General features: G+C 59.9%; 11 protein-coding genes. 3 read left to right on the top strand and 8 right to left on the bottom strand.

Features of this window, described 5'->3' with window-relative positions:
• The first annotated feature begins 38 nt into the window (after positions 1-38).
• Positions 39-488, top strand: a complete 450-nt coding sequence (locus ACQY8Q_RS17275; RefSeq protein WP_428427693.1) for a nucleoside deaminase — start codon at positions 39-41, stop codon at positions 486-488.
• An 18-nt stretch (positions 489-506) separates the two neighbouring features.
• Here ACQY8Q_RS17275 and ACQY8Q_RS17270 read toward each other — a convergent pair whose 3' ends face one another.
• The 8 genes from ACQY8Q_RS17270 to ACQY8Q_RS17235 all read right to left on the bottom strand — a co-directional run bounded on the left by ACQY8Q_RS17270 (position 507) and on the right by ACQY8Q_RS17235 (position 9563).
• Positions 507-983 (bottom strand): N-acetyltransferase family protein, encoded by a 477-nt coding sequence (locus tag ACQY8Q_RS17270; protein WP_428427692.1) that lies wholly within the window; start codon positions 981-983, stop codon positions 507-509.
• A 6-nt stretch (positions 984-989) separates the two neighbouring features.
• Positions 990-1607 carry a hypothetical protein gene (locus ACQY8Q_RS17265; protein WP_428427691.1) on the bottom strand — a complete coding sequence of 206 codons (618 nt, stop codon included), beginning with the start codon at positions 1605-1607 and terminating at the stop codon, positions 990-992.
• A 135-nt stretch (positions 1608-1742) separates the two neighbouring features.
• Positions 1743-4658 (bottom strand): isoleucine--tRNA ligase, encoded by a 2916-nt coding sequence (ileS, locus tag ACQY8Q_RS17260; RefSeq protein WP_428427690.1) that lies wholly within the window; start codon positions 4656-4658, stop codon positions 1743-1745.
• 463 nt (positions 4659-5121) lie between these two features.
• Positions 5122-5361, bottom strand: a complete 240-nt coding sequence (locus tag ACQY8Q_RS17255) for a BrnA antitoxin family protein (protein ID WP_428427689.1) — start codon at positions 5359-5361, stop codon at positions 5122-5124.
• Between the two features lie 12 nt (positions 5362-5373).
• On the bottom strand, positions 5374-6372 hold the full coding sequence (locus ACQY8Q_RS17250) for a bifunctional riboflavin kinase/FAD synthetase (protein ID WP_428427688.1): 999 nt from the start codon (positions 6370-6372) through the stop codon (positions 5374-5376).
• A gap of 48 nt (positions 6373-6420) precedes the next feature.
• The gene (locus ACQY8Q_RS17245; protein ID WP_428427687.1) at positions 6421-7269 is read right to left on the bottom strand and encodes a TIGR01459 family HAD-type hydrolase; all 849 of its coding nucleotides are present in this window, start codon (positions 7267-7269) and stop codon (positions 6421-6423) included.
• Positions 7270-7393: 124 nt separating this feature from the next.
• Positions 7394-8764, bottom strand: a complete 1371-nt coding sequence (gene chrA / locus ACQY8Q_RS17240) for a chromate efflux transporter (RefSeq protein ID WP_428427686.1) — start codon at positions 8762-8764, stop codon at positions 7394-7396.
• Positions 8757-9563 carry a chromate resistance protein ChrB domain-containing protein gene (locus ACQY8Q_RS17235; protein WP_428427685.1) on the bottom strand — a complete coding sequence of 269 codons (807 nt, stop codon included), beginning with the start codon at positions 9561-9563 and terminating at the stop codon, positions 8757-8759. The genes chrA and ACQY8Q_RS17235 overlap by 8 nt, the downstream gene beginning before the upstream one ends.
• A 267-nt stretch (positions 9564-9830) precedes the next feature.
• On the opposite strand from ACQY8Q_RS17235, the gene groES reads away from it, so the two are divergent.
• Both groES and groL read left to right on the top strand, forming a co-directional pair.
• Positions 9831-10127, top strand: coding sequence for a co-chaperone GroES (groES, locus tag ACQY8Q_RS17230; protein ID WP_275789194.1), 297 nt, complete (start codon positions 9831-9833; stop codon positions 10125-10127).
• 66 nt (positions 10128-10193) lie between these two features.
• Positions 10194-11837, top strand: coding sequence for a chaperonin GroEL (gene groL, locus ACQY8Q_RS17225; protein WP_426125251.1), 1644 nt, complete (start codon positions 10194-10196; stop codon positions 11835-11837).
• Positions 11838-12262 lie beyond the last annotated feature (425 nt).

Genomic DNA, 12262 nt, shown 5'->3' with positions numbered 1-12262 from the left:
AGCCCTTGGGTTAAGAGAAATTATCACGGGTATCGACGATGGCTGAAACGAGCCGGTTTATGGATTTGGCCTTGGAAGAAGCCAGAATGGCGGCTGCCCGTGGCGAAGTGCCTGTTGGTGCCGTCCTTGTTGTCAATGGCGAGATCATCGCCAGCGCCGGAAACCGCACGCGCGAGCGCAACGATGTGACCGCACATGCCGAAATCGAAGTGATCCGCGCGGCTGCAAGCGCCATCGGGGCAGAGCGGCTGAACGGCGCTGATCTCTACGTGACGTTAGAGCCCTGCACCATGTGTGCGGCGGCCATCTCGTTTGCCCGCCTGCGCCGGCTTTACTATGGTGCCGAAGATCCGAAAGGCGGCGGCGTCGATAACGGCGTCCGCTTTTTCAGCCAGCCGACCTGCCATCATGCACCCGACGTCTATTCCGGTCTTTCCGGTCAGAGTGCTGCAGACATCCTCAAGGCATTCTTTGCCGGGAGACGCTGAGCGCCCGATCCGGAAATCTTATCCGGCGGCGAAGCTTTCGAGTGCCGCACCGGACAGACGGTAGCGCGTCCATTCCGACAAAGGCTCGGCACCGATTGCCTCATAGGCCTTGATGGCCGGCTCGTTCCAGTCGAGAACGCTCCACTCGAAACGGCCACATCCCTTTTCGACCGCGATCTGCGCCAAATAGCGCAGCATCGTGCGCCCGGCGCCCGACCCACGTTGATCCGGCGTAATATAGAGGTCTTCGAGATAAAGGCCGTTGCGTGCAAGCCATGTGGAATAGCTGAAGAACCAGACGGCAAAACCGACGGGGATGCCATCGCGCTCGCAGATGGCTGCATGCGAAACGGAATTCTCGCCGAACAGCGAAGAGGTGACTGACTGAACGGTCGCCTCGACCTCGTGTCCGGCTTTTTCGTAGATGGCCAGTTCAGTGATGAAACGCAGGATGGTCTCTGCATCCTTGGGGGTTGCCTTGCGAATTTCAAACATGCCGGATCAGAATACCTGGTACCACTTCTTGCCGCTGCCCTTGATTGCAGCTTCCTTCTTGCGGCGGCGTTCCTTGACCTGCTCCGGCTCGCCAAGGTCCGCAGTCGCCTCTTCCGGCAGCTTGCGGTACTCGAGTGGCGGATCGCTCAGGAAACGGCGCTTGTCGGCATAAGCGCCCATCTGGATCTTGCGGGCGTCGCGATAGGCCTGCGTCTGTTCGGCTGTCGTCAGCTTGCGGCCATTGGCGCTGGATTTGGCCAGTGGCGAGACGTAGCTCGGATTATCGGCGTTGGCGTCGGCTTCCTCGCGCAGACGCTGGCGCGTGTCTTCCGGCGATTCGATCCACTGCGGATTGTCCTTGGTGGCCATATTCTGCTGCGGCTGAACCAATTGCGCGGTTTCGCCGGACGGTGGCAGCACCAGGCCGGGACGCGGCTGGTATTTGACATTGTTGGGCTTGGTCGATCCGAGGCTGACGGAACTGCCGAGGTCGTCAATCAGATGCTCGCCGGCGGTCTTGTCCGTCCCGTAGGTCGGGCCACCGATGCAACCGGTCAAGACGACGCTGCCCGCCACAACGGCAAACAGGCCAGCATACACTCGAAACTCTCGCGTCATTCCCATGAAAACCCTTCCAGCGGTGCCGGCACGATCGATACTTGAGCGGCATTGCTGCGCCCATGACGGATAAATCCGCCGATTTTCAGGCAGGTTTACCGGATGAACGGCAATTACGCAATTCACCCGGTAAACAATCCCTTAAGAAGCGTAACCCAGCTCGCGCAGCGCTAGCGCATCACGGGCGGACACATCCGGGAACGCGGCATCGGAGCCAACATCAGCGGTGATGCGCCAGGACCGGGCGCATTTGACGCCTTCAGCCAGCGTCGGCTCGACACTGACGGAGGCAACATCGTCCAGCCGGAAAGCTTCTGCCGGACCAGCATCGGCAACGATGGTCACCGCCGACGTGATGCAGATTTCCGCCAGATCCTCGCCGTCGATTGCCGCCAGCAGATCGGCATCTCCGACGTGGACCACAGGGGCAGCTTCCAGCGAAGAGCCGATGCGCTTGTCGCGGCGCTCGACTTCGAGCGCGCCGGTGACGACCTTGCGCACCGTGCGGATCTTCTTCCACTTTTCAGCCAGCGCCTCGTCGCGCCACTCAGCCGGCACGGATGGGAACTGTTCCAGATGCACGGAAACCGCCGACGGATCACGCGACAGCCAAGCCTCTTCCGCCGTGAAGGGCAGAACCGGGGCAAGCCAGGTGACGAGGCAATCGAACAGCTTGCGGATGACCACGAGGCTCGCACGGCGGCGCGGGCTCGACGGCGCGTCGCAATAGAGCGCGTCCTTGCGGATGTCGAAATAGAACGCCGACAGCTCGATGTTGGAGAAGTCGATCAGCGCACGGGCGATCCGCTTGAAATCGAAGGCGTCATAGCCTTCGCGCACCAGCTGATCGAGTTCCGACAGACGGTGCAGCATCAGGCGCTCGAGTTCAGGCATGTCGGCAAAGGCGATGTCCTCGCCGCCCTCTGGACCCTTGTCATGCGCCAGCGTGCCGAGCATCCAGCGGATGGTGTTGCGCAGCTTGCGATAGCTGTCGATGTTGGTCTGGATGATCGCCTTGCCGAGACGCTGGTCTTCCCAATAATCGGTGGTGGCGACCCAGAGGCGCAGGATATCGGCGCCCGATTCCTTCATCACGTCCTGCGGGGCGACGACATTGCCCTTGGACTTCGATTGCTTCTCGCCCTTTTCGTCCATTGTGAACCCGTGGGTGACGACGGCGTTATACGGCGCACGGCCGCGCGTCGCGCAGCTTTCGAGCAGCGACGAATGGAACCAGCCGCGATGCTGGTCGGAGCCTTCAAGATAGACATCGGCCGGCCATTTCAGGTCCGGGCGATCTTCCAGCGTGAAGGTGTGGGTGCAGCCGCTGTCGAACCAGACATCGAGGATGTCCATGACCTGGATCCACCTGGTATGGTCATGATCGTTGCCGAGGAACCGGTCCTTGGCACCTTCGGCGAACCATGCATCCGCCCCTTCGGCCTCGAAGGCTTCGATGATGCGGGCGTTGACGGCTTCGTCGATCAGCACTTCGCCCTCAACGTTGGCAAAGACGGCGATCGGCACGCCCCAGGCGCGCTGACGTGACAGCACCCAGTCGGGACGGTTCTCGATCATCGCGCGCAGGCGGTTCTGGCCGGCAGCCGGCACGAAGCGGGTGTTGTCGATGGCCGAAAGCGCCCGCGAGCGCAGCGTCGTGCCGTCGGCAAGGTCCTTGTCCATATAGACAAACCATTGCGGCGTGTTGCGGAAGATGATCGGCTTCTTTGAACGCCAGGAATGCGGATAGCTGTGCTTCACGCGGCCACGCGCGAACAGGGTCTTCGCCTCGATCAGCGCCTTCATGACGAGTTCATTGGCATTGCCCTTCTTGCCGTTGTCATCCATGACCCGGCCAGCACCGCCTTCGCGATCCGGGCCAAAGCCAGGCACGTCAGCGGTATAGAAACCGGCATCATCGACGGTGAACGGGATTTTCGACGAGATGCCGCGCGCTTCCAGAGCTCGGGCGTTGTCCATCCAGGCTTCAAAGTCGTCGGCGCCATGGCCGGGTGCCGTGTGGACGAAACCGGTACCGGCTTCGTCGGTGACATGGTCGCCATTGAGAAGCGGAACCTTGAAATCGTAGCCGAGGGCGGCCAGCGGATGGGCGCAGGTGATCGCGCCCAGCTCTTCCGGCGTCACGTCGCGGATAAGCTTGAGCGTGACTTTCGCCTTTGCAGCACATTCATCGGCAAGGCGCTTTGCAAAGATCAATTGTTCGCCCGGCTGCGGACCAAAGTCGTTTTCCGCACTTTCAACCTCGAACAGGCCATAGGGATAACGCGAGGAATAGGCGATTGCGCGATTGCCCGGGATCGTCCAGGGGGTCGTCGTCCAGATCACGACGAAGGCGTGCTTGAGGCTTTCAGGCCCTTCCAGTACCGGGAATTTCACCCAGATCGTATCACTCTCGATATCGGCATATTCGACCTCGGCTTCCGCCAGCGCGGTGCGCTCGACGACCGACCACATGATCGGCTTGGAGCCGCGATAGAGCTGGCCGGACTTGGCGATCTTCAGCAGTTCACCGGCGATGCGGGCTTCGGAGTGGAAGGCCATCGTCGTGTAGGGATTGTCGAAGTCGCCCTCGATGCCCAGACGCTTGAACTCGGCCGACTGGATCTTGATCCAGTTGGCGGCGAAGTCGCGGCATTCCTGGCGGAATTCGTTGACCGGAACCTCGTCCTTGTTCGTGCCCTTGGCGCGATAGGCTTCCTCGATCTTCCATTCGATCGGCAGGCCATGGCAATCCCAGCCCGGAACATAGTTCGCATCAAAGCCGCGCATCTGGAACGAGCGGGTGATGGTGTCCTTGAGGATCTTGTTGAGCGCGTGGCCGATATGGATATTGCCGTTGGCATAGGGCGGGCCATCGTGCAGCACGAATTTTTCGCGGCCGGCGGCAGAGGCGCGCAGCTTTTTATAGAGCCCCATCTCCTGCCAGCGGGCAACGGTTTCCGGCTCCTTCTGCGGCAGACCGGCACGCATCGGAAATTCGGTTTCCGGCAGATAGAGGGTCTTGGAATAATCAAGCTTTTCAACGGTATCGGTCATGGTTTCAGCAATCATATCTGGGCGCGTGTCGCCGCGCATGCGAACGGGATATCATAAGGGAAACGGTGGCGCTCGTGTCGAACGCCGAAAACCCGGACCTTCCGGCGGCTATCAAAGCGCTGGGAAGGCCGGGCCAATAATTCGCTGATCACGTATCAATCGACGATATCGGGTCATGGTGGCGGTTGTTTAAGCGGTTTTTGCGCGAAAAGGAAGATGACACCAGCAAAGTTTCAAAGAACGATGTGCGTCACGGCGATGGAATGCAGATTTTTAATTGGATGAGCAGCGTGCGACGGGTTCCCTCTTCTCCCCAGCCGGGAGAAGTGCCGAACGCAGTGAGGCGATGAGGGGGTGCTTCGGCGAAGCCGGAGCCAATCAAAAGTGGCCTTCGGCCCCCTCATCCGCCTTTCGGGCACCTTCCCCCGCTGGGGAGAAGAGGGAACGAGGCAGAAAAGCTTCCTCAATCCTTCGGATTTGCCAATATCACGGCGCGCAGCGCGTCGTTGATGCGGTCCTGCCAGCCGGGGCCGTCGTCTTGGAAATAGTGCAGGACGGCGCTGTCGAGCTTGATCGACACCAGTTCCCTGGTTTCCGGCAAAGCGCGCTTTTCAACAGCCGGGGCCGGTGCCTTCTTGACCGGCTTGAACAGGGCTTCGGCGGCATCCATGGCGCTGACGGGCCGGCGGGGCGTGGTGGCCATTGGGATCATCCTTTAGGAGTTTGCATCCAGACCGAATGCGATTTTGCTGTCGATCATACTGAGCGCCTTGACGCCGGAGAGCAAGGCGCGGGCTTCGGCGTCATCCTGCTTCATCTGCACCACCAGCGGATCGAGACCGTCGAATTTCAGCTCGTCGCGCAGATGGCCGAAGAACGAGACCGAACAGACTTCGCCGTAGAGATCGCCGGAAAAATCGAACACGAAGGTTTCGAGCAGGGCAATGCCGTTGCTATCGACCGTTGGACGCTTGCCGAAGCTGGCGACGCCATCGTGGATACTGCCATCGGCGCGGCGGAAGCGCACGGCATAGATGCCGTTGCGAAGTTCGACTTCCGGCGGAAGCTGCATGTTGGCGGTGGGATAGCCGAGTGTACGGCCAAGCTTCTTGCCGTCGATGACTTCGGCTTCCACGGTATAGCGGTAACCGAGCAGCCCGGCAGCCTGGGACACGTCGCCCTCACCCAGCAATCCGCGAATGTGGCTGGAGGAAATCACCGCAGCATTCTCATCGCGAAACGCATCAACCAGCGTCACGCCAAAACCGTTTTCGCCACCGGCGGCCATCAGGAAAGCCGGGCCGCCTTCCCTACCCTTGCCGAAATGGAAATCAAAGCCGGTGACCACGTGGCTGGCATGCAACCAGTCCATCAGGATGGAGCGAATGAAATCGGATGCGGAAAGCTCGGAGAAGGTCCGGTCGAACGGGTATTCGATGACGGCGGAAAAGCCCATACCTTCCAGGATGCGGGCTTTCAGCGGCGCTGGCGTCAAGCGGAAGACCGGCTGGTCGGGCTTAAAGACGCTGCGCGGGTGAGGCTCGAAGGTCAAAACCAGGGCCGGAACACCGCGCGCTTGCGCCTCTTCCAGAGCCCGGTTCAAAACCGACTGATGGCCGCGATGCACACCATCGAAATTGCCGATGGCAATGACGCCGCCGCGCAGCGTTTCCGGAAGGGGTTCGCGGGTCTCGTTGCGATGAAAAACCGTCATGTCCGTTCGCCAGTCATCTCTTCGTGCAGGTCGGCTGCGGCAGATCCGTCAAGCCAGTCTCGGCATCCACCATTTTGGCGTGGCACCCTCGTTTTTCAAGAACGCCGCCAGCTTGGCCTCATCGGTCTTTTCGGCAGCCATGTATTCGGCGGCGTGGATACCAGCGCTGATATAAAGCACGTCGAGGCCAAAATCCTGTGCGCCCTTGACGTCCGTCGGCATGCCGTCGCCGACCGCGATCACCCGCGACAGGTCGAGCCCGCCGCGCACGGCCTTGGCTTCCGTCAGAGACGCGCGATAGATCGGCACATAGGGCTTGCCGGAAATCCGGGTTTCGCCGCCCAGTTCCGCATAGACCTTGGCGATGGCACCGGCGCACGGAATGAGCTTATGGCCGCGCTCGACGACCAGATCCGGATTGGCACAGATGAACGGCACCTTGCGCTTGGCAAGGCTTGAGAGCGTGGCGCGATAGTCTTCGGCCGTCTCGTTTTCGTCATCGAAAAAGCCGGCGCAGACGATGATCTCGGCTTCCTCGGAGGACACCATGCTGACGCCGAGCCCTTCGAGCAGCGGCAGGTCCTTTTCCGCACCGATGAAATAAATCTTCTTCGGGCCGGCCGAGATCAGTGCGCGGGTGACATCACCCGACGTGACGATCCGGTCATAGGCACTGTCCGGCACGCCGAGGCCACGGATCTGGACGATGACGCCGGGATGCGGGCGCGGCGAATTGGTGATCAGAACGACAGTCAGACCTTTGGCGCGCGCTTCGGTCAGTGCCTCGCAGGCACCCTTGAACGCCTCGACGCCATTGTGCAGCACGCCCCAGACATCGCAGAGCACGACATCATAGCGGCTGGCAATGTCGCGAAAACTGTTGATCCGAACGGCCATGCTGGCTTCCCGCAGAAAAGAAATGGTCGGGCTGACATCGCAGGCAGGCGTTAAAAACACAAGTCTTCATCGGGAAAATGGGGGCTGAATTCCAAGGTTTCCGGCTTGTAATGTGATGGAACAGCTAAAACCCACGGATCAGCCAACCGGCAACCGCGCAGATGGCCAGCGTCACCACGACGCCGCGCTTGAAGAAGAACAGCAGCACGGCTGCCAGAAGCGTCAGGCAGAAGGACGGCAGCTGGAAGGTCTGCCAGACCGGAAGCGGCATGGAAACAGGTCCTGCCGCAAAGCGATCCACACTGGCAAAGAGAACGTGCAGACCGAACCAGACGGCCAGATTGAGGATAACGCCGGTGACCGCAGCCGAGATCGCCGCAAGCGCGCCCGCCAGCGCCCGGTTGTTGCGCAGGGCCTCGACATAGGGGGCGCCCAGAAAGATCCAGAGGAAACACGGCACGAACGTCACCCAGGTCGCCAGCGTCGCCCCAAGCAGGCCGGACACAAGCGGATCGAACCCCAGCGGTGCGCGAAACGCGGCCATGAAGCCAACGAAGGACAAGACCAGCACCAGCGGTCCGGGCGTTGTTTCAGCCAGCGCCAGGCCATCCAGCATTTCACCAGGCTTAAGCCAATGATAGGTCTCGACCGCCTGCTGCGCGACATAGGCAAGCACCGCATAGGCTCCGCCGAAGGTCGCCACGGCCATCTTCGAAAAGAACAGGCCGATGGTCGTATAGACGGTGGCACACCCGAACACTGCGCCAAGGATGACGAACGGCGCGATCCAGAGAACCAGCCAGGTGGCGAGAACCTGAAACGTGCGGCTCCAGCTTGATGCGCCATCGGGAAAGCTGCTGTCGATCACCGAAGGCCTGTCGGCAAGCGCCTGTTTTGCCGCCGCCGCCAAGGCCTTTTCGCCTGTTGCCGGCTGCAGCCGCGTGGCGACGTATCCGGCAATGCCGGCGGCCAGCACGACGAGCGGGAATGGCAGATCGAAAAAGAACAGCGCGGCGAAGGCGAGCGCGGCGACGACGAGCGCAAATCGGGTTTTCAATGCGCGGCGGCCAACGCGAATGACCGCCTCGATGACGATGGCCAGCACCGCTGCCTTCAGGCCGAAGAACAGGCCGGTCAGCCAATCCGTTTGCTGGAACAGCGCATAGGCCGACGACAGGCCGAGGATGACGAAGAACCCGGGCAGGATAAACAGCAGCCCCGCGACGATGCCGCCGCGCGTGCCGTGCAGCAGCCAGCCGATATAAGTGGCAAGTTGCTGCGCTTCCGGGCCGGGCAAGAGCATGCAGAAATTCAACGCATGCAGAAACCGGCTCTCGGAAATCCAGCGGCGCTCCTCCACCAGTTCCCGGTGCATCAGCGCGATCTGCCCGGCGGGGCCGCCAAAGCTCAGGAGCCCGATCTTTGCCCAGACTTTTGCAGCTTCAGCGAATGTTGGATATGGTGGCGGAGACTGTATCTGCACCGCCTCATTCATGGTCTTTGGCCTTCTTTGCAACGTGATGCACCCATTCGTGCTTTTCCTGCGTGGCGTCACGCGCCCAACGGTAGAAGGCATCGTAGAGTGTCATGCCGGCTTCCAACTGCTCAAGATCGTCGGCAAACATCCGCGACAGGCCGAGCGAGGCTGCGAGCAGGCCAGATGCCTCGGGAACCAGATCGAGCCGGTCGGTGTCGGCCGCGCGAACGATCAGCGCCAGATGCTGAAGGGCCGGAAAGGACAAGCCGAACTCCGCGATCATCGTATCAAAGGTGCAGCCCTCGCCCCTATGGCTCCAGAAAACATTCTCCACGTCGAACGGCGTAGCGCCGAAACGCTCCGCAACGGCCTCGACTTCGGACGGGGCGACGAAGCGGCGGATCAGCCATGGGCAAGCGATGCGGTCAATCTTGGGGCGCGAGCGCGTGACCCAAACAGAGCCACCACCGGCTTTTCCGCCGGGTATCGCGGCGGCCGGGACAAGCGGCAGGCCCGCAGCCGTCCAGGCTTCAAGCCCACCTTCCAGGCTTTCCGCCTGGGCGCCGGCGTTTCGAAGCCAGGCGGCAACGCCTTCGCTCAACTTCCTGCCCTTCTGGCAAACGACCACGACCCAAAGGCCGCGATATTCCGCCGACCATTGCGCGGCCGAGGCAAAAGGGCGACGCGTGGATGCGGGAACAAGCGAGGGCAGTGCTGCGAAATCTTCGTCGTCGCGCACATCAATGATGACCGGTCCTTTTGGCGTTCCGGTCAGACGGGCGAGTTTTTCAACGGAAATGGAATTGTACGAGGCCATGATACGTCCCTTTTTATGAAGAGTGGACGCGAAATTCTGGCATGACGCCTCGTGGGGCGATCGCAGACCCCATGGCAACTGTTAAACAAAAAATGGCAAATCAAGTCAATCAGCGTTTCGATTAAAAAATCGCGTTGTCTTGTTCTTGACTCATCTGGCGGGCATCCTTATCTGCAGGTCGCTAGCACTCAAGCAATAGGAGTGCTAACATCCATCCGGCGGATCGCAAAGACGATCCGTGAAGTCATTTGATCGAGGGATTAGACAATGACAAGCACCAATTTCCGCCCGCTGCATGACCGCGTCGTCGTGCGCCGTATCGAGGCCGAAGCCAAGACCAAGGGCGGCATCATCATTCCGGACACAGCCAAGGAAAAGCCGCAGGAAGGCGAAATCGTCGCTGTCGGCACCGGCACCCGTGACGACAAGGGCGCTCTCATCGCGCTCGACGTCAAGGCTGGCGATCGTATCCTGTTCGGCAAGTGGTCGGGCACCGAAGTCAAGCTCAACGGCGAAGACCTTCTGATCATGAAGGAAGCCGACATCATGGGCGTTATCGGCTGATCCAGCCGGTTTCCACCTTTCCACTTTCCATAAAACCAATTGGGCATCAGCCCGGGAGTTTTTAACATGGCAGCCAAAGAAATTAAGTTCGGCCGTACCGCGCGCGAAAAGATGCTGCGCGGCGTCGACATCCTCGCAGACGCAGTCAAGGTCACACTCGGTCCTAAGGGCCGCAACGTCATCATCGACAAGTCCTTCGGCGCACCGCGCATCACCAAGGACGGCGTTTCCGTCGCCAAGGAAATCGAACTCGAAGACAAGTTCGAAAACATGGGCGCCCAGATGGTCCGCGAAGTTGCTTCGAAGACCAACGACATCGCCGGTGACGGCACCACGACGGCAACCGTTCTCGCCCAGGCCATCGTTCGCGAAGGCGGCAAGGCAGTTGCTGCCGGCATGAACCCGATGGACCTGAAGCGCGGCATCGACCTCGCAGTTGCAGCCATCGTCAAGGACCTCGTTGCCAAGGCAAAGAAGATCAACACTTCGGAAGAAGTGGCCCAGGTCGGGACGATCTCTGCCAACGGCGAAAAGGAAATCGGCCAGTACATCGCTGAAGCGATGCAGAAGGTCGGCAATGAAGGCGTCATCACGGTTGAAGAAGCCAAGACCGCCGAAACCGAACTCGAAGTCGTCGAAGGCATGCAGTTCGACCGCGGCTACCTGTCGCCTTACTTCGTAACCAACCCTGAAAAGATGGTTGCTGAACTGGAAGACGCTTACATCCTTCTCCATGAGAAGAAGCTCTCCAACCTTCAGGCCATGCTTCCGGTTCTCGAAGCCGTTGTTCAGACCGGCAAGCCGCTCCTGATCATCTCGGAAGACGTTGAAGGCGAAGCGCTTGCTACGCTCGTCGTCAACAAGCTGCGTGGCGGCCTGAAGATTGCTGCCGTCAAGGCTCCTGGCTTCGGCGATCGCCGCAAGGCCATGCTCGAAGACATCGCGATCCTGACCGGTGGCCAGGTCATCTCCGAAGACATCGGCATCAAGCTGGAAAACGTCACGCTCGAAATGCTCGGCCGTGCGAAGAAGGTTTCGATCTCCAAGGAAAACACCACCATCGTTGATGGCGCTGGCAAGAAGGCCGAAATCGAAGGCCGCGTTGCTCAGATCAAGGGCCAGATCGAAGAAACCACATCCGATTACGACCGCGAAAAGCTGCAGGAACGTCTTGCCAAGCTCGCTGGCGGCGTTGCAGTCATCCGCGTTGGCGGTGCGACTGAAATCGAAGTGAAGGAAAAGAAGGACCGTATCGACGACGCGCTGAACGCAACGCGCGCTGCCGTTCAGGAAGGTATCGTTCCTGGTGGTGGTACGGCTCTGCTGCGTGCTTCGATCGTTCTCGACCTCAAGGGCGCAAACGACGATCAGACCGCCGGTATCTCCATCATCCGCAAGGCACTTCAGTCGCTGGTTCGCCAGATCGCTGAAAACGCAGGCGACGAAGGCTCGATCATCGTTGGCAAGATCCTCGAAAGCAACACCGACAACTACGGCTACAACGCCCAGACCGGCGAATTTGGCGACATGATCGCCATGGGTATCGTCGATCCGGTCAAGGTTGTCCGCACGGCCCTGCAGAACGCAGCTTCGGTTGCTTCGCTGCTGATCACCACGGAAGCCATGATTGCCGAACTGCCGAAGAAGGATTCGGCTGGCGGCGGCATGCCTGACATGGGTGGCATGGGCGGCATGGGCGGCATGATGTAATAAGGCCTTCGCCTTATTACGAATGACGACCGTAGAGCTTTCCGGGTTTCCGGATTGAGAAGGGGCAGGCCGCAAGGTCTGCCCTTTTTTCGTTCCCGTTCAACGAACACCGTGAAAAACCGACAGGCTCATTGCCGCGCTCTGCGGATCATGCTCTGATTGTACTTTGACCAAATCACTGCAATCGGGAATATTTATCTCGGATCACAAAATATTTCTCGAAACACCATTGAAGCGTGAGAAAAAGCAATTATAACACCGCTCCAAGTGAACCGCAGATTCACAGGGATCAAGAAATCGGACGAATTGACAATAAGACAGTTCAATTTTTCCGTATTAACCGTCTACCCAACATCCTTTTGATTCCAGGTCACAAAGCCTATAGATTTTCCTCGCATACAATTTATTTCGTCTTGCCGACAAAC

It is taken from the genome of Pararhizobium sp. (assembly GCF_965279435.1).
Lineage (GTDB): Bacteria > Pseudomonadota > Alphaproteobacteria > Rhizobiales > Rhizobiaceae > Pararhizobium.
Note: the sequence above shows the minus strand (reverse complement) of the source record. Positions and strands in the feature narration are given on the sequence as shown.